The sequence below is a fragment of the Arthrobacter sp. B0316-1-20 genome (assembly GCF_059091865.1).
The window spans coordinates 172,021-197,315 of the sequence record NZ_JBNHHC010000009.1 but is presented as its reverse complement, the minus strand read 5'-3'; the positions used below and the strand labels follow the sequence as shown (position 1 = coordinate 197,315).

At 68.5% G+C, this 25,295-nt stretch carries 22 protein-coding genes and 1 pseudogene; 12 read left to right on the top strand and 11 right to left on the bottom strand.

Annotation, left to right across the window (positions count from 1 at the left end):
• Positions 1–2 precede the first annotated feature (2 nt).
• Both AC5RW2_RS16930 and AC5RW2_RS16925 read left to right on the top strand, forming a co-directional pair.
• Positions 3–1,049 carry an agmatine deiminase family protein gene (locus AC5RW2_RS16930; RefSeq protein WP_494002177.1) on the top strand — a complete coding sequence of 349 codons (1,047 nt, stop codon included), beginning with the start codon at positions 3–5 and terminating at the stop codon, positions 1,047–1,049.
• Positions 1,046–2,764, top strand: coding sequence for an amidase (locus AC5RW2_RS16925; RefSeq protein ID WP_494074275.1), 1,719 nt, complete (start codon positions 1,046–1,048; stop codon positions 2,762–2,764). Before AC5RW2_RS16930 ends, AC5RW2_RS16925 begins: the two co-directional genes overlap by 4 nt.
• Before the next feature lie 73 nt (positions 2,765–2,837).
• Here AC5RW2_RS16925 and AC5RW2_RS16920 read toward each other — a convergent pair whose 3' ends face one another.
• The 7 genes from AC5RW2_RS16920 to AC5RW2_RS16890 form a co-directional block, all read right to left on the bottom strand.
• Positions 2,838–3,614, bottom strand: a complete 777-nt coding sequence (locus AC5RW2_RS16920) for a VOC family protein (RefSeq protein ID WP_494074274.1) — start codon at positions 3,612–3,614, stop codon at positions 2,838–2,840.
• An 82-nt stretch (positions 3,615–3,696) separates the two neighbouring features.
• Entirely contained in the window at positions 3,697–4,011 is a 315-nt protein-coding gene (locus tag AC5RW2_RS16915; protein ID WP_494048927.1) for a hypothetical protein, read from the bottom strand.
• A 736-nt stretch (positions 4,012–4,747) separates the two neighbouring features.
• Positions 4,748–6,019: an ABC transporter substrate-binding protein gene (locus AC5RW2_RS16910; RefSeq protein ID WP_494074273.1), complete on the bottom strand. Its 1,272-nt coding sequence runs from the start codon at positions 6,017–6,019 to the stop codon at positions 4,748–4,750.
• A 58-nt stretch (positions 6,020–6,077) separates the two neighbouring features.
• A complete protein-coding gene (locus AC5RW2_RS16905) occupies positions 6,078–7,109 on the bottom strand; it encodes a branched-chain amino acid ABC transporter permease (RefSeq protein WP_494074272.1) in 1,032 nt (343 codons plus the stop codon).
• On the bottom strand, positions 7,106–7,990 hold the full coding sequence (locus AC5RW2_RS16900; RefSeq protein ID WP_494074271.1) for a branched-chain amino acid ABC transporter permease: 885 nt from the start codon (positions 7,988–7,990) through the stop codon (positions 7,106–7,108). Before AC5RW2_RS16900 ends, AC5RW2_RS16905 begins: the two co-directional genes overlap by 4 nt.
• A 3-nt stretch (positions 7,991–7,993) precedes the next feature.
• Positions 7,994–8,707: an ABC transporter ATP-binding protein gene (locus AC5RW2_RS16895; protein ID WP_494074270.1), complete on the bottom strand. Its 714-nt coding sequence runs from the start codon at positions 8,705–8,707 to the stop codon at positions 7,994–7,996.
• On the bottom strand, positions 8,704–9,474 hold the full coding sequence (locus tag AC5RW2_RS16890; protein WP_494074269.1) for an ABC transporter ATP-binding protein: 771 nt from the start codon (positions 9,472–9,474) through the stop codon (positions 8,704–8,706). Before AC5RW2_RS16890 ends, AC5RW2_RS16895 begins: the two co-directional genes overlap by 4 nt.
• A gap of 235 nt (positions 9,475–9,709) precedes the next feature.
• On the opposite strand from AC5RW2_RS16890, the gene AC5RW2_RS16885 reads away from it, so the two are divergent.
• Both AC5RW2_RS16885 and AC5RW2_RS16880 read left to right on the top strand, forming a co-directional pair.
• Positions 9,710–11,380 carry a CocE/NonD family hydrolase gene (locus AC5RW2_RS16885; protein WP_494074268.1) on the top strand — a complete coding sequence of 557 codons (1,671 nt, stop codon included), beginning with the start codon at positions 9,710–9,712 and terminating at the stop codon, positions 11,378–11,380.
• 83 nt (positions 11,381–11,463) lie between these two features.
• Complete coding sequence (locus tag AC5RW2_RS16880; RefSeq protein WP_494074267.1) at positions 11,464–12,816, top strand: aminomethyl transferase family protein; 1,353 nt, start codon at positions 11,464–11,466, stop codon at positions 12,814–12,816.
• Positions 12,817–12,891: 75 nt separating this feature from the next.
• Here the strand turns inward: AC5RW2_RS16880 and purU are convergent, their stop codons facing one another.
• On the bottom strand, positions 12,892–13,788 hold the full coding sequence (gene purU / locus AC5RW2_RS16875) for a formyltetrahydrofolate deformylase (protein ID WP_494074266.1): 897 nt from the start codon (positions 13,786–13,788) through the stop codon (positions 12,892–12,894).
• A 189-nt stretch (positions 13,789–13,977) separates the two neighbouring features.
• Here purU and AC5RW2_RS16870 point away from each other — a divergent pair, with 189 nt between their 5' ends.
• From AC5RW2_RS16870 to ligM, 6 genes are all read left to right on the top strand, one after another.
• Positions 13,978–14,712 carry a PIG-L deacetylase family protein gene (locus AC5RW2_RS16870; protein WP_494013140.1) on the top strand — a complete coding sequence of 245 codons (735 nt, stop codon included), beginning with the start codon at positions 13,978–13,980 and terminating at the stop codon, positions 14,710–14,712.
• Entirely contained in the window at positions 14,709–15,404 is a 696-nt protein-coding gene (locus tag AC5RW2_RS16865; RefSeq protein WP_494074265.1) for a 4-carboxy-4-hydroxy-2-oxoadipate aldolase/oxaloacetate decarboxylase, read from the top strand. Before AC5RW2_RS16870 ends, AC5RW2_RS16865 begins: the two co-directional genes overlap by 4 nt.
• A complete protein-coding gene (locus AC5RW2_RS16860; protein ID WP_494074264.1) occupies positions 15,394–16,569 on the top strand; it encodes a 4-oxalomesaconate tautomerase in 1,176 nt (391 codons plus the stop codon). The genes AC5RW2_RS16865 and AC5RW2_RS16860 overlap by 11 nt, the downstream gene beginning before the upstream one ends.
• Positions 16,566–17,528, top strand: a complete 963-nt coding sequence (locus tag AC5RW2_RS16855; protein WP_494074263.1) for a VOC family protein — start codon at positions 16,566–16,568, stop codon at positions 17,526–17,528. The genes AC5RW2_RS16860 and AC5RW2_RS16855 overlap by 4 nt, the downstream gene beginning before the upstream one ends.
• Before the next feature lie 53 nt (positions 17,529–17,581).
• Entirely contained in the window at positions 17,582–18,271 is a 690-nt protein-coding gene (locus tag AC5RW2_RS16850; protein WP_494074262.1) for a GntR family transcriptional regulator, read from the top strand.
• A 100-nt stretch (positions 18,272–18,371) separates the two neighbouring features.
• The gene (gene ligM / locus AC5RW2_RS16845; RefSeq protein ID WP_494048916.1) at positions 18,372–19,778 is read left to right on the top strand and encodes a vanillate/3-O-methylgallate O-demethylase; all 1,407 of its coding nucleotides are present in this window, start codon (positions 18,372–18,374) and stop codon (positions 19,776–19,778) included.
• 137 nt (positions 19,779–19,915) lie between these two features.
• Here the strand turns inward: ligM and AC5RW2_RS16840 are convergent, their stop codons facing one another.
• A complete protein-coding gene (locus AC5RW2_RS16840) occupies positions 19,916–21,421 on the bottom strand; it encodes an aldehyde dehydrogenase family protein (RefSeq protein ID WP_494074261.1) in 1,506 nt (501 codons plus the stop codon).
• 207 nt (positions 21,422–21,628) lie between these two features.
• Positions 21,629–21,811, bottom strand: coding sequence for a hypothetical protein (locus AC5RW2_RS16835; RefSeq protein ID WP_494048914.1), 183 nt, complete (start codon positions 21,809–21,811; stop codon positions 21,629–21,631).
• A 78-nt stretch (positions 21,812–21,889) separates the two neighbouring features.
• Between AC5RW2_RS16835 and AC5RW2_RS16830 the strand changes: the two genes are divergently transcribed.
• A complete protein-coding gene (locus AC5RW2_RS16830; RefSeq protein WP_494074260.1) occupies positions 21,890–23,353 on the top strand; it encodes a protein adenylyltransferase SelO in 1,464 nt (487 codons plus the stop codon).
• A gap of 233 nt (positions 23,354–23,586) precedes the next feature.
• Positions 23,587–24,288 (top strand): endonuclease/exonuclease/phosphatase family protein, encoded by a 702-nt coding sequence (locus AC5RW2_RS16825; RefSeq protein ID WP_494025736.1) that lies wholly within the window; start codon positions 23,587–23,589, stop codon positions 24,286–24,288.
• Positions 24,289–24,436: 148 nt separating this feature from the next.
• Here AC5RW2_RS16825 and AC5RW2_RS16820 read toward each other — a convergent pair.
• Positions 24,437–25,252, bottom strand: a pseudogene (locus AC5RW2_RS16820) (EamA family transporter); the annotation flags it as partial.
• Between the last annotated feature and the right edge of the window lie 43 nt (positions 25,253–25,295).

The window sequence follows — 25,295 nt, the reverse complement described above, 5'->3', positions numbered from 1 at the left end:
CTGTGGCTTGGAGAATGCCGGCGGAAACCGATCCCCATGAGCGCACCTGGATGGCGTTCCCGCGGGCCGGCCTGACGCTGGGCGCGGATGCGGCGTCGGCCGAGGAAGCGTACGGCGCCTGGGTCGCGGTCGCGCATGCCGTCGCGGAGTTCGAACCGGTTGCCATGGTGGTCGACCCGACGGAGCGGGAGCGCGCCGGCCGCATGCTGGATGGCGGTATCGACCGGCTCGAGGCGCCGCTGGATGAGTTCTGGATGCGTGACATCGGCCCCACCTTCGTGGTCGACGACGAACGGCCGGACGTCCTGGGAGCGGTGGACTGGACCTTCAATGGCTGGGGCGCGCCGGCTTGGGCCGAGTGGGAGAAGAGCCGCGGCATCGGAAGCTTTGTTGCCGCGCAGGCAGGCGCCGAACTCGTCACCTCCCTGCTGGTGAACGAAGGCGGCGCCATCCACGTTGACGGCGAGGGCACCGTGCTGGTGACCGAAACCGTGCAGCTCGATCCCGATCGGAATCCGTATGCGGACAAGGGGCGGGTGGAAGCGGAACTGGCCCGCACGCTGGGCGCCACGCATACGGTGTGGGTCCCCCGGGGCCTGACCCGTGACTACGAGGACCTGGGCACGCGCGGGCACATAGACATGGTGGCCGCCCTTCCCTCGCCGGGACGAATCCTGCTGCACATGCAAAACGACCCCGCACACCCCGACTTCGACGTCAGCCGGTCCCTGCGGTCCTTCTTTGAGACTCAGGTCGATGCGGCGGGCAAGCCGTTCGACATCGTCGAACTGCCCGCCCCGGACACCCTGAAGGACGAGGAGGGTTTCGTCGACTGGAGCTACGTCAACCACCTGGTGGTCAATGGCGGCGTCATCGCCTGCGGCTACGGCGAGGAGCGCGCCGATGCGCTGGCGGCCGAAATCCTGGCCGAGGCCTACCCCGGCCGCCGCGTAGTCACGGTGGACGCGCGGCCGATACTGGCGCGCGGCGGCGGGATCCACTGCATCACGCAGCAGCAACCCAAACTCGGCGCGAAGGCGGCAGCATGAGCCGGTTCGACGTGGTCGAGGCCTCGATTGCCCAACTGCGCGAGGCGCTGCGCACGGGGCAGGCGACCAGCGAGGAACTCACGCACGCCTACCTGGAACGCATCGCCGCCTACGACCACGGCGGCATCCGGCTGAACGCCGTCGTCGTCATGAATCCCGAGGCGCTCGCGGACGCCCGCGCTTCCGACCGGAGGCGTTCGCGCGGAGAAACCCTGGGACCGCTGGACGGCATCCCCTATACGGCCAAGGACAGCTACCTGGCCGAAGGCCTCACCGCCGCCGCGGGCTCGCCCGCCTTCAAGCATCTGGTCGCCAGGCGGGACGCGTTCGCCATCGAACGGCTGCGCGCGGCAGGGGCAGTGCTCCTGGGCCTCACCAACATGCCGCCGATGGCCAACGGGGGCATGCAGCGCGGCCTCTACGGACGCGCCGAAAGCCCCTACAACGCCGACTTCCTGACGGCCGCCTTCGGCTCCGGCTCATCCAACGGCTCCGGAACCGCGACCGCGGCAAGTTTCGCCGCCTTCGGCCTCGGCGAGGAGACCTGGTCCAGCGGCAGGGCGCCGGCGTCGAACAACGCGTTGTGTGCCTACACCCCGTCGCGCGGCATCATCTCGGTCCGGGGCAACTGGCCGCTGGTCCCCACCATGGACGTGGTGGTGCCGCACACCCGGACCATGGCCGACCTGCTGGAAGTGCTGGACGTGATCGTGGCGGACGACCCCGAAACCCGCGGCGACTTCTGGCGCCTGCAGCCCTGGGTGCCCATCCCCGCCGCCTCGTTGGTCCGGCCGGACTCCTACCCGGCCCTGGCGCCCCGCGGACTCCAGCAGGCCCGGGACGCGCTGCAGGGAAAACGGTTCGGCGTGCCCCGCATGTACATCAACGCCGACCCCGATGCCGGCACCGGCGAGGACCCCGGCATCGGCGGTCCCACCGGGCAGCGGATCGAGACCCGGGCCTCCGTCATCGAGCTGTGGGAAGCTGCCCGCCGGGACCTGGAGGCGGCGGGGGCCGAGGTGGTCCCCGTCGATTTCCCAGTCGTCTCCAACTACGAGGGCGACCGCCCCGGCGCCCCGAAGATCGGCACCCGCGGCCTGGTCAGCCCGGAGTACCTGCGGCGGGAGATCCTGGATCTCTCCGCGTGGGCGTGGGATGACTTCCTCGCCGCCAACGGGGACCCCGCGCTCCGGACCCTGGCCGACGTGGACGGGTCAAAGATTTTTCCGCACCCGCCCGGAGCCCTGCCCGACCCCTACGACGATTTCGACGACATCGCCGCCTATCCGGCGCACGTGCGCGAACACGGCGTTGCCTCGTTCACCGACATCCCCCATCTGGAGGAGGGGCTGCGGGGACTCGAGGAAACCCGCCGGGTGGACCTGGAAGCCTGGCTGGACCACCACGCGCTGGACGCCGTCGTCTTCCCGGCGGTGGCGGACATCGGCCCCGCGGACATGGACATCAACCAGGCTTCGGCAGACCTTGGCTGGCGCAACGGCGTCTGGGTGGCCAACGGGAACCTCGTCCCGCGCCACCTCGGCATTCCCACCGTCACCGTGCCCATGGGCACGACGGCGGACATCGGCATGCCCGTGGGACTCACCTTCGCGGGGCGCGCCTACGACGACAACGCCCTGTTGGCCGTGGCGGCCGCCTTCGAGGCGACCGGCGCCCGCCGCACCGAGCCGCCGCGGACCCCGCGGCTCGGCTGACGGCCGGGCCGGCCAGCAAGGGGCGGGCCGGCACACGCGCACCTGATGGGCCCGGCCCGCAATTTCCGGGGGGCTAGGCGTGCGGCAACTCCTGGACCACGAGGAACATGGCGCCGGTCGGGTCGGTCAGGGTGGCGACGCGACCGAAGGACGTGTCTTCGGCGGGCTGGACCACGCTCCCGCCCCGGGCGGTCGCCTTGGCGACGGCCGCGTCGGCGTTCTCGACGGCGAAGTAGATGCGCCAGTGCGCCGGGACGCCCTCGGGCAGCCAGGCGCCGGCGTCCATGATCCCGGCCGCCGCGGTGTCGCCGGAGCCAAGCGTGGTGTAGCGGAACTCGTCGGTGTCGCTCATGACGTCCGTGTCCCAGCCGAACACGTCCTGGTAGAACTTCACGGTGGCGGGGTAGTCGCGGGTGAAGAGTTCGTGCCAGGCGGGGGAGCCAGGCTCGGCGGCCAACTCGTAGCCGGTATGCCCGGCGAACTCCCAGAGGCCGACGGCGGCCCCTCCGGGGTCGGCGAGCATGCCCATCTTGCCCTGTTCGGGAACCTCCATCGGCTCAACGTAGACCTGGCCGCCGTGGGCCGCGGCGATGCTGGCGGTGGTGTCGATGTCATCCACGCGCAGGTAGGTGGTCCACGTGTCCGGGGTGTCGGCCTGCTGACTCTGCATGATGCCCGCAACGGCATGGCCGTCCTTGAAGGCCATGATGTAGCCGCCGTACTTCTCCTGGTCGCCGATCTCATAGGTCCAGCCGAAAAGCTCCGTGTAGAACTGCTTGGCCCTGTCCGGATCGGAGGTCATCAGGTCCACCCAGCAGGGTGCACCGGGGGCGAGGGTGGGCTTGGGCATGGCTGGCTCCTGTTCCGCGGTTGAGTGGAAACAAGCGCGAGCCTACTCGGGCCCGGGTCGCGGCGGCAACGGATTTTCCGGCCTAGACGCTCTCAGCGTTTCGGATATATTGCGGTCGGCGCCTGTGAGGGCTGCCGCCGATCCTGTCCCACAGGACCATCACTGCCGCCACCGGGCCCAGTACAGGGACCAGTAGCGCCGCGGCTGTGAGGCCAATCCGGATGAAGGGTCGACCCCTTCCGGCGACTGTCAGCACGAGAAGTGCACTCAGAAGGTGGACTGCACCGACCGCAATGAGGGTTCCCACGAGCGTTTGGCCGACCAGTTGCATCGCGTAGTTCAGCTGCCCCACGGGGTCCTCGGGGATGAAAGCAGCGACCATATCCGTTCCGTTCATAAGCATCCTCTCCTGACTCGGTCTGACCCCAGAAGGGAGTCACGCTCCGTACCCGCGGTGCCCTGTCGACTGCGCGGCGGGACGGGTCACACCTGGCGGTGCCGGGCACATCGCTGCGTTTGCCGGTGGCGCTCAGGCAGGCAGGGCCAGCGGTCGAACGTCCCAGCGGGCTTGGCTGCCCGGGTGATCGATCTGTCGGCAAATGCACTGCTTAGTGCGACGCAGTCCTTGCCCGAGGCTGCCGCGAGAAACCACAGAGGTGTGTCAGCCCGGCAGTGTCAAATTCTGGACCAACTTCCTCGTCGCTTTGCCCCTTGTACTGCCCAAATACTGTGGCTGGTGCATCGGCTGGCGACAGTTGCGCCAGGAACGCGGCTTCGAAGGGCGTTCTGAACCGCTTCTCCGACCGCGTGCGCATCAGCGCTTCATTAAGGGCTCCAAACTGATTCTGAGAGAAGCTAACCGCCAATCAATACTCCTTTTGACAAATTCAAGCGTTCGTCCAAGAACGTGTGCGGTGCATACCGAAATACGTTCAGCGCCCGGTTCTTCCACGCCGGGCGGGACACCACAAGCCTAGCCAAACTAGTTTGGTTAGGCAAACCGAATTTATGTACATCTCATGTACGCCGCGCCACTGTTGAACGGGAAACGCCCTGTCTGTGGCGTGTCCTGTTCAAAGGAGAGGTGACCGGGCGTCGGAACGGCCGGAACCGCCCCGGCGTACGGACTTGCGTTACGGCGCGTAGGACTCCGCCGGCACGTAGCCCTCGCCCGTGTGCTCCTGGACCTGCACCTCGGAAATCGGGGCCATGTTGGTGGTGGTGTCCACGCTGAGGCCGTCGAGCAGCAGCGGCGGCTCGAAGTCCTTGACGTTGCGGACCGCTTCCATCAGCGCCGCGTGGGTCGGCTCAGCCATGTTTTTGAACGCCTCCTCGAGGGTGGCCGCGGTGGCGTAGCCCCAGAGGCAATGCGGGATGATCTGATCGGCGGTATCCGGGGCGTACTCCTTGATGTCGGCCAGGAACTGCTTCACTTCCTCGTCGTCGGTCTGCGTGGGTTGCTTGGTGAAGCCGGTGCTGTACACGTTCGGGAAGGCGCTGGCATTGCCCGGTTCCAGCACGTCCCGCTCGTTGGCGGCCACGGCCGCCAGGAAGATGGACGGGGTCCAGCCAAGGTCCTGCGCGCGGACCATCGACGACGCCGTCAGCGCCGGCACCGTGTTGGCCGAGAAGAAGACGTCGGCCTCGCTGTCCGCCAGTTGGGCCATCTGCGCGTCCACCGTCGGGTCGCCCGGTTCGAACGTGGCCCGCTGGACGATCTCCACCTCCGAGCCGTCGATGGCGTCCTCGAGCCCGGCAACAAACTCGTTGCCGGCGTCGTCGTTCTGTTCCAGCACGGCGACGGTGACGGCCGTGCCGGAATCCACCAGGAACTTGCCGAACGAGTTGCCTTCGGCGTAGTAGGTGGGCATCCAGCCGATGGTCCACGGGTTGGCCTCGGGGTCTTCGCTGAACACCGAGTCTCCGGAGGCCACGAACACCTGCGGGAACTCTTCCTCGGTGGCCACCGGCATGACGGCCAGGTTGGTGCGGGTGCCCAGACCGTTGACGTCGGCGAAGACGCCCTCGGCGATCATCTGCCGGAAGTTCGCCACGGCGCGGCCGGGATCGTAGGCGTCGTCGTACGCTTTGAGCTCCACTTTGCGGGTCTTGCCGTCGCCGAATTCCACCCCGCCGTCCGCATTGGCGGCGCCGAAGTAGGCCTCCATGCCCGCAACCAGGCAGCTGCCCGGCGCGCCGGCCACGCCGCTGAGCGAGGTGGTGCTGCCGAGCAGGATGCTGGTGTCGGTGATGCCCTGTTCGGCTCCGCCGCCCTCCGTGGCGCCCGGGCTGCCCTCGGGCGAGTTGCCGCCGTCGCCCCGGCCGCAACCGCTGAGCGCGAGCGTGAGGGCCGCCGCGGCCGCCACGGCACCCTTGGCGCCGCGTCCGATCTGCCGTGTTCGCATTGTTCTCTCCTTAGCCTTGTGGGCCTTGTGCTGGATCGGTGAAATGCCCCCTGCCGGCTCACATCGCCGTGGTGGTCGGGGTATGGACTTCCGGGCCGGTGTCGGGAGCCTTGAGGGCGGCCTCGGGCTCCGCGCGTCTGCGGCGCATCCGCCGCAGCAGCGCCGGCAGGGTCACCAGCCCGCCGGGGGCCAGGAACAGGATGACCAGCAGGGCCGCTCCGTAGATGATCGGGGTGTGCGAGGCGTCGATTTGCCCGGCCAGGACCGGAATGAAAACGAAGAAGAGTCCGCCGAGCAGGGACCCGAGAATGCTGGCCGACCCGCCGATGATCATGGCCGCCAGCATGTTGATGGAGACCACGAAGCTGAGGGTGGCCGGGGACATGTATTGCACGGCGGCCAGGTACAGGAAGCCCGCGACGCCGCCGTACAGGGACGCGACGGTGAACGCGAGGACCTTGTACCGGTAGTTGGAGACGCCCATCGCGGTGGCCACGGCCTCGTTCTCGCGCACGATGGCGAAGGCCCGTCCGATCCGGCCACGGGTCAGGTTGGCCGCCAGCACGAAGAGCACGGCGGCGATGCCGAGCACCATGTAGTACCGCCACTGGTCGTCGGCCAGGTCGGTCCAGTCCGGGGCGTTCATCCACTGCACGGTGATGCCGACGGAGCCGCCGGTGAAATCGTCCAGCCGCTTGGCCAGCCGGTCCGCGATGATCGGCAGCGAGATGGTGACCATGGCCAGCGAAACCCCGCGCAGCCGGACGGCGGGAAGGGCGACCAGGAAACCGACGACGGCGGGGATCAGGGCGGCGAGTACGAAGGTCAGCAGCACCGGCCAGCCCTCGGTGACGCCGTACGCGGTGACGTAGGCGCCCAGCCCCATGAATGCGCTTTGGCCCAGCGAGATCTGCCCGGCGTACCCGGTCACGAGGTTGAGCCCCAGGATCGCGACGGCGAAGGCGGCGACCACGGTCAGCTGGTAGTTTACGTAGGGGATGAGCTGCAGCGGCGCCAGGACCGCCAGCACGACGACGACGGCGGCGGCGGCGATCCGGAACCAGTGCGAGGCGAAGACGTTGCGCTTCATACCCGCACCACCTCTTTTTGCCCGAAGAGGCCCTGGGGCCTGACCAGCAGCACGATGAACATGGCGACCAGCGGCACGGCGATCTTGAGGTCGTCGCCGATGAAGTCGATGTAGGCCCCGGCGAGGTTTTCCACCACGCCGATCAGGCCGGCGGCGACCACCGCGCCCAGCGGGCTGTTGAGTCCGCCGAGGATGGCGGCGGCCAGGGCGTAGACCAGCACCTGGTCAAGCATGTGCGGGGACAGGAAGACTTTCGGGGCGATCAACACGCCCGCGATGGCGCCCAGCACGGCGGCCAGGGCCCAGCCCACCATGAGCAGCCGGCCCACCGGGATGCCCGAGAGCGCGCTGGACTCGGGGTTGTCCGCGACCGCCCGCAGGGCCAGGCCGAGCTTGGTTTTCTTGAACAGCAGCTGCAGTGCCAGCACCACCAGCAGCAGCACCACGATGTTGCCCAGCGACTGATAGCTGATGAAGGCTCCGGCGACCTGGAAGGTGCCCAGGGGGAAGAGCGAGGGGAACTGCTGGGAGTTGTAGCCCCAGAACAGGCCGGCCAGCCCGGTGAACAGCACCAGCAGGGCCACCGTGACGATGATGGCGGTGTCGGGCAGCCCGCGCTCGAAGCGCCGCATGATCAGGCGCTCCACCCCGGCGCCCAGCGGCGCCGAGACCAGGATCGCCAGGGGAATGGCGAGCGCCGGCGGAATGCCGGCCTGCCACAGGGTCCAGGCCAGGAAGGTGGAGAACACGGCCATGGCGCCCTGCGCAAAATTGATCAGCCCGGTGGCACGGTTCACCAGCACGATGGCCAGCGCCAGGGCGGCGTAGATGGCCCCGTTGCCCAGGCCGTCGATGATGAGCTGAAGGAACAGTGAATCCACGGCTCACCCGCCCAGGTACGCTTTGCGGATGGCGTCCAGGCCCATGAGCTCTTCGCGCGGCCCGGACAGCACGGCGTGCCCGGTTTCCAAGACCGTGGCCTCGTCCACAATGGAGAAGGCCAGGGCGGCGTTCTGTTCCACCACCACCATGGACAACCCCGTTTCGGTGCGCAGTTTGGTGATCGCTTCGTAGACCTGGCCGGCGGTGCCGGGCGCCAGCCCCAAAGACGGCTCGTCCAGCAGCACGAGCTTGGGCCCGGACATGAAGGCGCGCCCGATTGCGAGCATCTGCTGCTCACCGCCGGACAGCGCGGCGGCCGGTGTCTTGCTCCGCGCCGCGAGCTGCGGGAAGAGATCGAAGTAGTGGTCCCGGTCGGCGGCGACGCCGCGCTGGTCCTTGCGCCGGTAGGCACCGACCAGCAGGTTGTCCTGCACGCTGAGGTTGGCCAGGGTGCCGCGGTCCTGCGGCACGTGGGCGATGCCCAGCCGGGCCACCTGGTCGGGCCGCATCCCGCCGATCCTGCGGCCCTCGAAGGTGATGTCCCCGCTGGTCTTGACCATGCCGCTGATGGCGCGCAACGTCGTGGTCTTGCCGGCGCCGTTGGCGCCCAGGATGCCGGTCGCGCCGCCGTCGGCCACGCTCAGGCTGATGCCGTGCAGTGCCACGGCCCGGCCGTACCAGGCGCGCACGTTGGAGAGTTCGAGGAGGCCCGTCATGCCGCCCCCTGCCCGAGGTAGGCCTCGACCACGCGCGGATCCTGCCGGACCTCGGCCGCCGTGCCCTCCGCCAGCTTCCGCCCCTGGTTGAGCACGGCCAGGCGGTCCGTCACCGCGGAAATCAAGCCCATGTGATGTTCGACGACGACGATGGTCAGCTCGAATTCCGCGCGCAGGTTCCTGATCCAGCCGATCAGGTCCTCCACTTCCGCGTGCGAAAGCCCGGCGGCCGGCTCATCCAGCAGCAGCAGTTTGGGCTGGCTGAGCAGCGCCCGGCACAACTCCACGCGCTTGCGGAAGCCGTGGGCCAGCTCGCCGGCCGGCAGCCGGGTGGCCCAGCCCAGGTCCAACCGGGCAAGGACGTCATGGGCCTGCCGGCGGAGCGCGCGCTCGCCGCGGACGGCGTGCGGGAGCCGGAGCGCCCAGGACAGCGCACCGCCGGACAGCCGTGAGTGGCCGCCGAGGAGCACGTTGTCCAGCACCGTTTGGTCCAACTGGAGCGCGGGATGTTGGAACGTGCGGGCCAGCCCCATCCGTGCCAGGGCGGACGGCGCGCGGGAGAGGACGTCCGCGCCGTCGATGCCGATGAACCCCGACGACGGCTTGTAGTGTCCGCTGACGCAGTTGAACAGGGACGTCTTGCCGGCGCCGTTGGGGCCAATGAGCCCGAAGACCGTCGAGGGTTCCACCTCGAAGGAAACAGAATCCAGCACCGTGATGCCGCCAAAGTGCAGAGAAACATCCTCGACGGTCAGCCGGGCCGTCATGGCCGCACACTCTCTGCCGTACGCCACATGGATTCAACGCTTCCTGGAGGCGGGAGACTGCTCATTCCGGCGCCGTGGGCCGGCTGGTGCTAACAAGAATGTTGACATTGAAGCTAACGATGTGATCTATCTCATGTCAAGGCGGTGATGGGAACGTTATGGCCGCCGTCGTCAGGCAGGGGAAGCAACAGGCGTTCGGCGGCTGCCACGGCTGCACCGCGGAAAGGCGGACACGATGTCTGGCTCCATCCCGTATCTCTTCAGGGGACACCGCCATGCTCCCGAGGAGCGCGGCGGCCGTCCGCCGCAGCCGCGGACCGAACATCTGCCGGGTATGGTCATCGAGCGGGACGTCGCCGTGGCCGCGTCGTCCGGCGCGGTGATCCGCGTGGATGTCTACCGGCCCGACGGCGCGGTGCCCGCCGCTCCGCTGGTCAGTTGGTCGCCGTACGGTAAGCACATCACCGAGCAGCTGGGCGTGGTCCGCCCGACCAGCGGGGTGCAGGCCGGTTACACCAGCGGGCTGACGACCTTCGAGGCGCCGGACCCCGCCTTCTGGGTGCCGCACGGCTACGCCGTCGTCGTGGCCGACATCCCGGGCACCTGGTACTCGGAGGGTGCGGCAACCTACTGCTCTCCGGAGGAAGCCAGGGACTTCTACGACCTGATCGAGTGGGCCGGCGGGCAGGAATGGAGCAACGGCAAGGTCGGGCTGTCCGGCGTCTCCTACCTGACCGTCTCCCAGTGGCGCGTGGCCGAGCTGGACCCGCCGCACCTGGCCGCAATCAACCCCTGGGAAGGCTGGACCGACACCTACCGGGAAGTCGCGCGGCACGGCGGCATCCCGGAAACGTGGTTCTGGCCCTACATCTGGGAACGCTGGGGCTACGCCACCGGCCCCATTGAAGACCTGGAAGCCGAGACGGCCGCGCATCCGTTCTACGACGCCTTTTGGGAGTCCAAGAGCGCCGAATTGGAGAAGGTCACCGTCCCGGCGTTCGTCGTCGCCAGCTGGTCGGACCAGGGGCTGCACACGCGGGGGACCCTGGAGGGCTTCCGCCGGATTGCCTCCGAGGAGAAATGGCTGTACGTGCACGGCCGGAAGAAGTGGGCCGAGTACTACCGCCCCGGCATGGTGGAGCAGCAGCGGGTCTTCTTCGACCACTTCCTCCACGGGCGGGACGGCGGCCTGGCGGACTGGCCGCGGGTGCGGCTGGAGGTGCGGGACCGCTTCTACGAGGGGAGCACCTACGCTGCCGCGGATTGGCCGGCGCCGCAGACCCGGTACCGCACCCTTTATCTCGATGCCGCGGCCGGCTCGCTCGCGGACGAGCCGCCCGCCGCAGAAGGGGCCGCCGTTTACGACTCGCTGGGCAGCGGGCTGCGGCCGCACCGTGCGGAATTCAGCCTCGCCTTCCGCGAGGAGGCCATGCTCGTGGGCCACGCCAAGGCCGTGCTCTTCCTGTCGGCCCCGGACGCCGAGGATTTGGACGTCTTCGTGGCACTGTTCAAGAAGGACCGGGACGGCACGGTGGTCGGCTTCCCCTACTACGCCATTTTCGACGACGGCCCCGTCGCCGTGGGCTGGCAGCGCGCCTCCCACCGTGAACTCGATCCGGACCGCTCCACCGACTACCTCCCGGTGCTGGCCCACCGGCGGGCCCTGCCGCTGCCCCAGGACGGCCCGGTCCGGCTGGAGATCGAGATCCTGCCCTCCGGTACCCGCTTCGAGGCCGGGGACACCCTGGTCCTGGTGGTGCAGGGGTCCGACGTCATGCGCTACCCCAAGCCCGACCTCTACGCCCGGCACGAGGACTCGGTCAACCGCGGGGAGCACCGCATCCACACCGGCGGGCAGTCCGCCTCGCACCTGGTGCTCCCGCTGTTCACCGCAACCCCCGGCTAAACGAAACACGGCCGCGGCCCCTTGGCCGCGCACGGGGGCCAGCCGCCCCGGCCGCGGAACCAGATCACGGAAGGGAACATGACATGCCTGCCGAAAACCTCGAAGATGCCATCCAACGCACCGGCAATCCGGTGGAGCTGCTGCGGAATCTGCCCGCGCTGCCCATCGTCTTTCCGATCCAGCCGGAGTTCACCAACTGGCGGTCGGAGCAGCGGGCCTGGGACCAGTCCGTCGCCCTCCTGGACCAGTCCCACCACATGACCGACCTGTACCTCAACGGACCCGACGCCCTGAAGCTGCTCAGCGACCTGGGCGTGAACAAGTTCGCCAACTTCCGGCCGGACACCGCGAAGCAGTTCGTCGCGGTCAACGAGGACGGCCACCTGATCGGTGACGCCATCCTGGCCTGCCTGGCCGAGGGCAGCTTCAACCTGGTGGGCCATCACATGGTCGTGGACTGGGTGGAGTTCCACCTGGGGAAGGGCGGTTACGACGCCACAGCCGAGCGCGACGGCAACTCCCTGGTCCGGAAGGGCACCCCGAAGATCTACCGGTATGAACTTCAGGGGCCGCAGGCGCTTCCGCTGGTGGAGAAGCTCACCGGTGGGCCGGTTCCAGACGTGAAGTTCTTCCACATGACCGACTTCACGATCGCGGGCTGCCGGGTCCGGGCGATCCGGCACGGCATCGCCGGCCAGGCCGGGTTCGAGATCTTCGGCCCGTGGCAGGAGGGCGAGCGCGTCCGCCAGGCCATCCTCGAGGCGGGCGAAGAGCTTGACCTGCGCCAAGTGGGCGCCAAGGCCTACTCCACCTCCCCGCTCGGCTCCGGGTGGGTGCCGACGCCGGTGCCCGCCATCTTCAGCGGAGACCGGCTCGCCGACTATCGGAAGTGGCTGCCGCTGGCGTCCGCCGGGTCCCTCGGCGGAAGCTTCGCCTCCCCGAACATCGAGGATTACTACCTGACGCCCTGGGACCTGAACTACGGCCGCGTGGTCTCCTTCGACCATGACTTCCTGGGCCGCAGCGCCCTGGAGCGGATGCGGGAAAACCCGGCCCGCGAAAAGGTCACGCTGGTCTGGAACAGCGACGACGTGGCCGGCGTGTTCAAGTCGCTCGGCGAGGACGGGCTGCCGGCCAAGTACTTCGATATGCCCAAGGCCCGCTACGCGTTCTACCAGGTGGACCAGGTGCTGGCAGGCGGGGAACCCGCCGGCCTGTCCTTCGACTGCGGCTATGCGGCCAACGAGCAGGCCTTCCTCTCGCTGGCCACCGTGGAGAAGCGGCACAGCGCACCCGGCACGGAAGTCACCGTGCTCTGGGGCGAGGAGCCCAACACCCGCAAGCCCCAGGTCGAGCCGCACCGCCAGGTGGAAATCCGGGCGACGGTCGCCCCGGTGCCGTACGTCGACTTCGCGCGGAAGACCTACCGGTCCTGACCCCGGGCGCGCGGCCGCGTCGATGATCAACGGGCTCGGCGGCGGCAGCAACGTGGCCCGGACGCGCGGCAACCTCTAGAACACGATGGTGCTGTTGCCGTCGCGCAGCACCCGGTCCTCGCAGTGGGCCATCACCGCGCGGGACAGGACGCTGCGTTCCACGTCGGCGCCCAGCCGGGCGAGGTCCTCCGCGGAGTCGCTGTGCGAAACCCTGATGACGTCCTGGTCGATGATGGGCCCCTCATCCAGGTCTTCGGTGACGTAGTGGGCCGTGGCCCCGATGAGTTTGACGCCGCGTTCCTTGGCCTTGCGGTACGGTGCCGCGCCGATAAAGGCGGGGAGGAACGAGTGGTGGATGTTGATGACCGGGACGCCCACCTCCTCCAGGAAGCCGGGCGAGATGATTTGCATGTACCGGGCCAGGACCACCAGGTCCACGTTGCCCTTCAGCAGCTCCAGGTGGCGCCTCTCGGCCGCGGCCTTGTCCTCCTTGTCCACCGGCACGTGGAAGTAGGGGATCCCGAACTGGCGGACATCGGAGCTGAGGTCGGGATGGTTGGAGACGACCATGGCGATGTTCACCGGCAGCTCGCCCCGCCGCTGCCGCCAGAGCAAGTCCAGCACGCAGTGGTCGGACTTGGACACGAAGATCGCCACGCGTTTCTGCCGGCTGACTTCCACCAGCCGCCACGACAGGTCCGGGTCGCCGGACAGTTGCTGCTCCAGGCTGTGTGCCAACTGCTCCACCCGGGCCGTCAGGTGGGGCAGATGGAAAACGGTCCGTTGGAAAAACCGGCCGCCTTCGGGATTGGTCGAATGCTGATCCAGCGAGACGATGTTGGCGCCGGCCTCGGTCAGCAGGGTGGAAACGCTGGCGACGATGCCCGGCCGGTCGGTGCCCTGGACGATCAACCGCCCCTGGTCTTCTGTCGACGGCGCTCCTGCCGGGGGCTTCTGCGGGTAGGTAGTCATGGCGCACTGCCTTCCGATGGCTCGCAGTTTGTTGCGAATAATTTAGCAGGCCCGTGGCCCCGAGGCTCCTGGTGGGAAGGGACCGATGTTGCCCGTCCTTTGGCACGCACGGAAAGTGAAACCAGAATTGTTGACGATTCTGGTTCCCGGTGGTTGACTTCCCCTAGGACAACCACCCCGGGAGGACCCTTGAGCGACACCGAGCCGGCTTTGCTGGTGGTCAGCGCGCACGCGGGCGACTTCGTCTGGCGGGCCGGCGGCGCCATCGCCGCCGCGGCACAGCGCGGGGAACGCGCCGTCGTCGTGTGCCTGTCCTACGGCGAACGCGGCGAGTCCGCCAAGGCCTGGCGCGAGGGCAAGGAACTGGAAGAGATCAAGGCGATCCGCCGGCAGGAGGCGGAGAACGCCGCCGCGGCGCTCGGCGCCGAGGTCCGGTTCCTGGACGCCGGCGACTATCCGCTGGTGCCCACGCGGGACCTGGTGGATGAGCTGGTCAGGATCTACCGCGAGGTCAAGCCCACGGTGGTGCTGACCCATCCGCTGGCCGACCCCTACAACGGTGACCACCCGGCCGCGGCACGGATGGCGTTGGACGCGCGGGTGCTGGCGCAGGCCATCGGCTACGACGCCCCGGGCGATCCGCTGGGCGCCCCGCCGGTGTTCTTCTTCGAACCGCATCAGCCGGAGCAAAGCGACTTCAAGCCCAACGTCTTGCTCGACATCACGGCGGCCTTCCCGGCCAAGCGCACGGCGATGGAATGCCTGCCGGCGCAGCAGCACATGTGGGACTACTACACGGACCTGGCCACGCGCCGCGGCGTGCAGGTCAAGCGCAACGCGGGGCCCAACCTCGGCTTCCCCACGGACACCAAGGGCGAGGCGTACATGCGCTACTACCCGCAAGTGACCGGCACGCTGGCATGAAAAACGTCATCGTCACCAACCCGCGCCGCGCCGACCTGGCCGACGCCAACGCGCTCGCCGGCTTCGGCGTCGCCACGGTCCACGAGGCGATGGGCCGCACCGGCCTGGCCGGACCGCAGTTCCGGCCGATCCAGTCCGGCATCCGGGTGGCCGGCACCGCCGTCACGGTGCTTTGCTGGCCCGGCGACAACCTGATGGTCCACGCTGCCATTGAGCAGTGCCGCCCCGGGGACATCCTGGTGGTCACCACCACGTCCGAATGCACCGACGGCCTGTTCGGCGAGCTGTTCGCCACAGCCCTGCAGTACCGCGGCGTCCGCGGCGTGGTCACCAGCACCGGGGTGCGCGACGTGGCCGAACTGCAGGCGATGGGCTTTCCCGCCTGGTCCGCCGCCGTCCACGCCCAGGGCACGGTGAAGGCGAGCGCCGGGGCGGTCAACGTTCCCATCACCCTGGGAAGGGTCGCTGTCCGGCCCGGCGACGTGATCGTGGCCGACGACGACGGCGTGGTCTGCGTGCCGCGGCTGGAAGCACCGGCGGCGGTCGAGGCTTCGCAGGCGCGCCTGGACAAGGAGGAAAAGACCCGGTCCCGGTTCCAGGAGGGGACGCTGGGCCTGGACTACTACGGCTTGCGGCCGGTGCTGGAGAAGCTCGGCGTTCAGTACGTGGCGGCCGAAGACTATGACGGCTGAGCACGACGGCGATGCCCGGCCCCTGGACGCGGCCGCCGGCGCCCCTTCCGGAGCCGGCGGGGACTACGACTACGGCGTCCGCTGCATGCTGATGCGCGGCGGCACGTCCAAGGGCGTCTACTTCCTGGCCGCGGACCTGCCGGCTCACAGCGGCGACCGCGACGACCTGCTGCTGCGGATCATGGGCAGCCCGGACGCCCGCCAGATCGACGGCATCGGCGGGGCCCACCCGCTGACCAGCAAGGTGGCGGTCATCTCGCCGTCGGCCGGCGAAGAGACGGACGTGGACTACCTGTTCCTGCAGGTCGCCGTGGACGAGGCGACGGTCACGGACAGCCAGAACTGCGGCAACATCCTCGCCGGCGTCGGACCCTTCGCCGTCGAACGCGGCCTGCTTCCGGCGCAGGAAAGCACGACGGCGGTGCGCATCCGGATGGTGAATACAGACAGCAGGGCCACGGCCACCTTCCCGACGCCCGGCGGCCGGGTGGACTACCGCGGGGACGCGGCCATCGACGGGGTGCCCGGTACCGCCGCCCCGGTCACCCTGGACTTTGCCGACACCGCCGGCTCCTCCACCGGGGCGCTGCTGCCCACAGGTCGGGAGGCGGACGTGGCGGACGGCGTCGACGTTACCTGCGTGGACAACGGCATGCCGTCGGTCCTGCTGCGGGCGGGCGATGTCGGGGTCACCGGCTACGAGGACCCGGCCGAGCTGGAAGCCGACACCGCCCTGGCGGACCGGCTGGCCCGGATCCGGATTGAGGCGGCGAAGCTGATGGGCATGGGCGACGTGTCCGGCAAGACCGTGCCGAAGCTGGTGCTGCTCTCCGCGCCGCGCAACGGGGGCACGGTCAACACCCGCAGCTTCCTGCCTGTGCGCTGCCACACGTCCATCGGCGTGCTCGGTGCCACCACCGTGGCGGCCGGCATCCAACTGCAGAACGCCGTCGGACACGAACTGGCCCGGCTCCCCGCCGGCGGAAGGCCGCTCCGGCTCGAGCACCCCACCGGCTACCTGGACGTCGGCGCGGAACTGGCCGAGGGCCCCGCCGGCGTCACCACCACGTCCTCCACGGTGCTGCGGACGGCGCGGAAGCTGTTCGACGGCACCGTCTTTCCCCGAGACCGGGTGGCCCCGCAACCACGTGAAGGAAGACCATGACACCCCAGCACCGCGACATCGCCCACCTGGGCAACATCGAGCTGTTCACTGACAAGTTCGACGAGAGCTACTGGTTCTTCAACGACCTGCTGGCCATGCGGGAGGTCGCCCGCGCCGGAGACTCGGTTTTCCTGCGCACCTGGGACGACTACGAAAACTGGAGCATCAAGCTCACCCCGCGGCAGGCCTCCGGCGTCGGACTGGTCGCGCACCGGGCGGCCTCACCCGAGTCGCTGGACCGGCTGGTGGCTTCGATCCAGGAGTCCGGGCAGGGCGGACAGTGGCGGGACGGTGAATTCGGCGTCGGGCCGTCGTTCCACTTCACGGACCCGGACGGCCACCCGATGTCCGTCTACTACGAGACCGAGTGGTACCGGGCCACGGACGACAAGCCGGCCCTGAAGAACCAGGCGTCCCGCTTCCCCGGCCACGGGGTCAACGCCCGCCGGCTGGACCACATTAACTACCTGGCGGCCAACGTGGAGGAGAACGCGAAGTTTTCGGCCGACGTCCTGGGCCTGAAGGACAGCGAACTGATCCGGCTGGACAACGGACGCACCGCGGCCCATTGGTTCCGGTTCGGCCAGAAGTCCTATGACCTGGTTTACTCGGCCGACCACCTGGGCGCCTCCGGCCGCCTGCACCACATCGCCTTCGCCCCGGACACCCGTGAAGACATCCTCAAGGCCGCCGACATCTTCCTGGAGAACGGCATCCACATCGAGTCCGGTCCGCACAAGCACACCATCAACCAGACGTTCTTCCTCTACGTCTACGAGCCGGGCGGGAACCGCATCGAGTTCGCCAACGCCGGCGCGCGGCTCCTGCTGGCACCGGACTGGGAACCGGTGGTCTGGACCGAGACGGAACGGAAGAAGGGGCAGGCCTGGGGGATGCAGACCATCTCGACCTTCCATACCCACGGCACGCCGCCCGTCGAGGTGCCGGACGCGCACTGAGAACCACATGGGCTAGGTTATTGGCAACAACTTCGTCAGCACACTCTCTCAGCATGGAGCAGCCTCCCGTGAGCACCGCCAGCCAGATAGCAGCACCCCGCTCGACCGACTCGGCCGCCGTCGTCGCCGGGCTCAAACGGGCGATCGACCGGGGCGAACTCGTGCCCAACCAGCGGTTGGTGGAGGCGGATATCTGCGCCGAGTTCCATGCCAGCCGGGCCACCGTCCGGGCGGCGCTGGCGGAGCTGACGCTGGAGGGGCTGGTGGAGCGCATCCAGAACCGCGGCGCCCGGGTGCGCGCGGTCGCGGTGGAGGAAGCGGTGGAGATCACCGAGGTCCGTGCCGCCCTGGAAGCCATCTGCGCGGCCAAGGCCGCCGAACAGGTCACCGACGAGGACGTGCAGGAACTGCAGGCCCTGGGCGAGGCCATGAGCCGGGCCGTGGCCGCCGGCGAGCTGCTGCAGTATTCGGACCTGAACAAGACCCTGCACCGCCGGGTCGTCGAACTGAGCCGGCACGAAACGGCGGCCGCTCTGATCGCGCGCCTGCGCGGCCAGAGCGTCCGCTTCCAGTTCCGGCTGGCCATGCAGCCGGGGCGGCCGGCCGTCTCCCTGCCCGAGCACCTGGAGATTGTGGACGCTGTTTGCGCCAAGGACCCGGAACGGGCCGCCGCAGCCATGGATAAGCACCTCAAGAGCGTTGCCGATGCCATCACGCGGGCGGCCGAGGACCCCGGCCGCTAAAGAAGCCGGTTCCCCTGCCGCCCGCAACCGCACAGCATGCCTTCGGCCAATGGAGGCATGGAAGAGACGCCGGCCCCCGGCCGGCGGGGATAGGGGAATCATGAGTGCACAGAACCTGCAGGACGTCCTGGACCAGGCCGGCAATACCGTGGAGCTGCTGCGCAATTCGCAGATCGGCGCCTATGTCTATCCGGTGGTGGCACCGGAATTCACCAACTGGCGCAGCGAGGTCCGGGCCTGGCGGGAGACCGCCGTGCTGTACGACCAGTCCCACCACATGGACAACCTGTTCATCAAGGGCCCCGATGCGTTGAGACTGATTTCCGACACCGCGATCAACTCGGTGGCCACCTTCCCGGTGAACAGGGCCAAGCAATATGTCCCGACGACGCCCTCCGGGCACGTGATCGGAGACGGCATCCTCTTCCACGAGGCCGAGGACCAGTTCGTCTACGTGGGACGTTCCCCCGCGGCCAACTGGCTGCTCTTTCACGGGCAGACCGGCGGGTACGACGTGGAGCTGGAGGTGGACCGACGGTCGCCGTCGCGGCCAATGGGCAAGCCGGTGCAGCGCAGGTACTGGCGGTTCCAGATCCAGGGTCCGAACGCGTGGCAGGTCATCGAAAAGCTCAACGGCGGCACCGTGGAGCAGCTGAAATTCTTCAGTATGGACCACATGCAGGTGGCCGGGGCGCAGGTTCGCACGCTGCGCCACGGCATGGCCGGCGCCCCCGGGCTGGAGCTCTGGGGGCCCTACGAGTCCTACGAGCGCGTCCGCGAGTTCATCCTGGAGGCCGGCCGGGAGTTCGGCCTCCTGCCCGTCGGCGCCCGGGCCTACTCGTCCAACACCTTGGAATCGGGCTGGATTCCGTCCCCGCTGCCGGCCATCTACTCCGGGGAAGAGCTTCGTCCGTACCGGGAATGGCTGGGTGCGGACAGCTACGAAGCCGTTAACGCCGTGGCCGGCAGCTTCGTCTCCGACAACATCGAGGATTACTACCTGAACCCGTGGGAGCTGGGCTACGGCTCGTTCATCAAGTTCGACCACGACTTCATCGGCCGCGAGGCGCTGGAGAAGATCGACGGCCAGGCGCAGCGGAAGAAGGTCACGCTGGCCTGGAACGCCGAGGACATGACCAAAATCTTCGCCTCGCTGTTCGACACGGAGGGAACGCCCTACAAGTACTTCGACCTGCCCAACGCCAACTACGGCTCCTCGAACTATGATTCCATTGTCGACGCCGGCGGCACGAACGTGGGCCTGTCTCTGTTCACCGGTTACAGCGCCAACGAGCGGCGGGCGCTGTCGCTGGCCACGGTCAACCCCGACGTGGAGATCGGCACGGAGGTGAACGTGGTCTGGGGCGAGCCCGACGGCGGCACCCGCAAGACCACCGTGGAACCGCACCGGCAGCTGGAAGTCCGGGCCGTGGTCAGTCCAGCGCCCTACTCCGTGACCGCGCGCAAGGAATACCGCGGCGGCTGGCGGACCGCCCAGGCCGTCTGATCCGGGGACCGTCCCGCAGGCCGTCTGAACCGGGGGACCGTCCCGCAGGCGGGGCCGGCCCCGTTCCTCTGGTGCCTCCGCGTCGGGCGGACGAAGGGCCGCCCGCTGCCGCGGTCAGCCCGCCGCCGTCGTCGTGGTCAGTGGCCTGCAGCGGCCGCCGCCTCGTCCAGGTGGGCGATGGCGCGGGTGTCTTGGAACGCGCGGACGCCTTCGATGCCCTGTTCGCGGCCGAAGCCCGAGTGCTTCATGCCGCCGAACGGCGCACGGAGGTCCAGGCGGGTCGCGCCGTGGTCGTTGACCCAAACGTAGCCGCAGACCAGCTGCGAGCCGACGGCGTTGGCCTTTTCCGTGTCCGCGGTCCACACCGAGCCGCAGAGGCCGGCCCAGGTGTCGTTGGCCAGGGCCAACGCTTCCTCCTCGGTGTCGAAGGGGAGGATCGGGATGACCGGACCGAACTGCTCCTGCGTGACAACGCGCAGCTGCGGGTCCGGGTCGACCACCAACGCCGGCCGCAGGAAGTTGCCGCCCTGCAGCTCCGGGTCCGTCGGCAGTTCCCCGAATTCCCGGACGTCGGCCCCGGCGGCCTTCGCTTCGGCGATGAGTTCTTCGACGAAGGTCTTCTGCGCAGGCTGGTGCAGCGGGCCCATGGTGGTGCCCTCGTCCAGGCCGTAGCCGACGACGGCCTTGTCCAGCCGCTCGGACAGCCCGGCGACCAGTTCCTCCAGCCGGGAGCGGTGCACATAGATGCGCTTGGCGGCCATGCAGATCTGCCCGGTGGTGTCGAAGACCGCGGCATACAGCCGGTCCAGGTGCGTGTCGTCCAGGACGGCGTCCTCGAGGACCACCGCCGGGTCGTTGCCGCCGAGCTCCAAGGTGACCCGGGTCAGGCTCTTGGACGCCATCTCCATCATCTTCTTGCCGCCGCCCACGCTGCCGGTGAAGCAGACCTTCGCCACGTCGTCGTTCTGGATCAGCCCGCCCATCTCGCTGTCCTGGCCGGTGACAATATTCAGCACCCCCGGCGGCAGCTTTTCCGCCACGCGCTGCACTACCCGGGTGATTGCCAGCGGGGTGGTGGGCGGCGGCTTGACGATCGCGGTGTTGCCAGCCAGCAGGGCGTGCGGCAGCGAGGCGCCCAGGATGGCGATGGGCCAGTTGAACGGAACGATCACCGTGACCACGCCCAGCGGCTGGTACGCCACCGAGGTGGTCACCGGGATGCCCGGGGCCGGTTCGAGGACCTTGCCCTGGTCCACCTCGTCCGCGAGCGCCAGGGCGAGCTGGAAGCGGATCTCGAAGACCAGGGCGTCCACCCAGGCCTCCATGCGGATCTTGCCGTTTTCCTGCGACAGGATCGCCGCGTCCTCATCACGGAGATCGGCGATGCCTTCGATGGCCGCGCCGAGCTGGGCGGCGCGCTCCTTGGCGCCGAGCGCAGCCCACGCCGGGAAGGCGGACTTCGCCGCGGCGACGGCGTCGGCCACATCCTGCCGGGTGCCGGCCGCCGCGTAGCCCACCACTGAACCCGGCTTGCCGGGGTCCGCTACCGCGTATTTTTCGCCGGAGTCCCGGACTTCACCGCCGATATAGAGCCCGGTAGTGACCTGGCCGGTTTCGCCGGTAGTGCTTGCTACGTCAGTCATCTCGAAACACCTCTCTGTGTTTTGACCGTTCCGGCCCCATGCCGGAACTGCAGGAGCGACGTTCTTCAGCGTCGGCGCCCCCGGCCGGCTGAAGGCGACAACCTCAGAGCGTGGTGGGCGCCAGTTTCCCCTGCCTTCAGCTTTGCCTATCCGCGGGGGGAGTGCTAGGGGTTGGCACGCCCTATTTTCCGGCTGGCGCCGCCCGCTTTAGTAGCCGCGGTACGGGTTTTCGTTCGTGCCGCCGCTGCGGCCCTGGTCGTAGCCTTCCTGCCAGGCTTGGTGCACGGAGGCCACCAGCCCGGCGAGCAGTTCGTAGGAAGGGTGGTCCGGTCCGATGTACACCATCTCTTCTCCGGCCCGGTTCAGGATGCTGTGGATGTGCGTGCTCATCGTGGTCTTTCCTTTGCAGTTCCGGGTATCTGCCGGCTGGGGTGACGCCACCCGTGGTGTCCTAGCTATTCTTGGGGGATGAGTGCTCCAGCACAATCAACCCTCGCGTTTGATGGCCGCTTCGCCCGCGAGCTTGCGGAGCTGGCCGTCCCCTGGCGGGCGCAGGAGGTCCCCGACTCGCGCCTGCTGGTTCTGAACGAGCCGCTGGCCGCCGAGTTGGGAATCGAGCCGGCCGCCCTGCGCAGCCCCGACGGGCTGCAGCTGTTGACGGGCAACCGGATTCCCGGTGATGCCACTCCGGTGGCGCAGGCGTACGCCGGACACCAGTTCGGCTGGTACTCGCCCCGGCTCGGCGACGGGCGGGCGCTCCTGCTGGGCGAGCTGACCGATGCGGGCGGCCGGCTGCGCGACGTCCACCTCAAGGGTTCGGGGCCCACGCCATTCGCGCGGGGCGGTGACGGCCAGGCCGCGGTGGGCCCGATGCTCCGCGAATACGTGGTCAGCGAGGCCATGCATGCCCTGGGCATTCCCACCACGCGCTCCCTGGCCGTCGTGGCCACGGGGCTCCCGGTTTACCGTGACACCGAGTTGCCGGGAGCTGTTCTGGTGCGGGTGGCCGGCAGCCATCTGCGCGTGGGAAGTTTCCAGTACGCCCGGGCCACGGGTGACGTCGACCTCCTGCGCCGGCTCGCCGACCATGCCATTGCCCGCCACCACCCGGCGGCCGCCGAGGCCGAGCATCCCTATCTGGCGCTGTTTCGGGCGGTCATAGGCACCCAAGCCGCGCTGGTGGCGCAATGGATGCTCGTGGGATTCGTGCACGGGGTCATGAACACCGACAACATGACCATCTCCGGTGAAACCATCGACTACGGGCCCTGCGCCTTCATGGACGCCTTCGATCCGGCCTCCGTCTACAGTTCCATCGACGAGGGCGGACGTTACGCCTACGCCAACCAGCCGCTTGCCGCCGAATGGAACCTCGCCCGGCTCGCGGAGGCACTCCTGCCGCTCCTGCACGACGATCAAGAGCAGGCGGCCGCCCTCGCGTCGGAAGCCCTGGGCACCTTCAGGAGCGAGTACAGCGCCGCCTGGCTGGCCGGCGCGAGGACCAAGATCGGCCTGGACGACGGGGTCGATTCCGCGGCGGCCACCCCGCTCGTGAACGATCTCCTGGCCCTGCTCCAGGCGGGCAAGGTAGACCACACGGCGTTCTTCCGCAGCCTCGGCGCGGCCGCCCGGGGCCAAACAGAAGCGGCCCGCCGCCTGTTTACGGACTCCGCAGGGTTCGATGACTGGCTGGCACGATGGCGCCCGCTCCGGCCGGACGCGGGATTGATGGACCGGATCAACCCCGTCTACATTCCCCGCAACCACCTGGTCGAGGAGGCCCTCGACGCCGCCACGCACGGAGACTTGGGCCCGTTGACCCGCCTCCTGGACGCGGTGACCCGCCCCTACGACGAGCGCCCCGGTCTGGAGCGTTACGCAGCCGCTGCGCCGGAAGACTTCGGCGCGTACCGGACTTTCTGCGGGACGTGAGCGCCGCCGGCAAGACGCCGGCGGGACGGGGGCCGATGCCCGGCAACGCGGCGCCCGATGGCCGCGCCCGGCACCTAATTGTCGAAGGATATCGGCCACCAGTATTTGGCGTCCTTGCGGGGCGAATCCGCCCTTTTGGCCGGTTTGGCGGGCGGCAGCCGAATGTAACCGCGGGGTCGGCTCTGTAATATGGGCGCAGACTACAGCGACCGCGACGGAAGGGTGATTCTTTGTTGAGAGCTATCAGCTACAACCTGCGGAAACACAGTGCGAGCGCGGAACTCGAGGACCTGACCGACCGCTACGACGTCGACGTGATGTGCCTGCAGGAAGCGGACACGGAGAAACTTCCGCACACGCTGGGACACCTGCGGTTGGCCAATTCGACCAAGGGAAACAGGCTGGGACTGGCCGTCTATTACGACGAGAACCGGTTCTCCGCCCTCGATACCAACACCTTCGAACTCAAGAAGTCGCTGCACGATTACGTGCTTGCACCCGCCCACGAGCGGCTGCTCGGGGTCAAGATGGTGGACAACGAGAGCAAACACGAAATCGTCGTCGGCGACTTTCACGCCGCGCCGCTGACGGCCACCAACTCCCTGCGCCGGCATCAGATCAAGGCCGGCCACGAAGCGCTGCTGGGCATGGGCGGCACCGGCGAGCAGATGACACTGATGGTGGGGGACTTCAACTACCCCTTCTTCACGAAAAACCTGATTGCGCACCTGAAGGAAACGGGCTACGAGCTCACCCTGAGCAACCGCCGCACCTACACGCGCTACAAGCTGTTCCGTGGCCACTTCGACTTCGCCACGTCCCTGGGCCTGGACATTCAAAGCGTGGAAACCCTGCCGCGCGGCCAGTCCGACCACCTGCCGATCCTGGTGACGGCGGAATACGTGGACGAGAACCGCGAGGCCCGCGCCAGCTGACGGGTTCGCCATATTCCGCCAACTGGCGGTCGGCTGAAGGTCTGACAGACGAGAACCAGCGGAAGTGCATGCGCCGAATGGCTGCCGCGGCGGCGGAGGCCCGCCCGCCCCTTGCCGTCGCCTTGGAATTGGAGGCGACCAGTGTTGCCAAAATCAGCAACGCCCCCGCTGTTTGACCGGGGGCGAGTTCCTGATAAAGGACCAGCCATCCGGTGGCGGTGGCGACGACGGGACTCAACAGTCCCAGTAGCGACACGCTAAACGCCGGCAGCAGCTGCAGCCCACGGAACCACAACGCGTAGGCCACAGCAGTTCCGATCACCGACAGGTAGATGTAGCCACCGATATTCGAACCGGTCAGCTGCGGCAGCGGGCCCTCCATGAGGAGGGCCAGCGGTGCCAGCAGCAAACCACCGGCCGTCAACTGCCAGCACGTAACGGCCAGAGCCGTATCCGGCTGCCCCCACTTCTTAGCCAGCACCAGGCCGGCGCCCATGGACAAGGTGCCGCCCAAGGCGGCCGCGACCCCCACCGCGTCGAGTCCGGCGTGTGATTGCAGCACTATCAGCGCGACGCCAAACAAGCCGACGGCCGCTGCAATGACCTTGGGGCCGGTCAGCCGCTCGCCGATCCAACGCGAGGCCAGGGCAGCCACCAGCAAAGGCTGCACGGCGCCAATGGTCGCCGCCACTCCGCCGGGCAACCGATGGGCGGCAACAAACAGCAGGGCGAAGAAAACGCCGATGTTCAGTGCGCCGAGCAGTGGGGCCTTCCACCACCAAGGGCCCTGCGGGAGCCGCCGGACAATCAACAGCAGGAGGAGCCCTGCAGGTAGCGCCCGCAGTGCCGCTGCCAGGAGCGGCTTGTCTGCAGGCAGCAGTTCGGTGGTGACCGCGTAGGTCGTTCCCCAGGTCAACGGGGCGAAGGCAGTGGCTGCCAGGAGGAGCCATCGATTGCTAAGCACTTAGCCAATATAGCTAAGCTCTTAGCGAATCGTCTATGCTGGA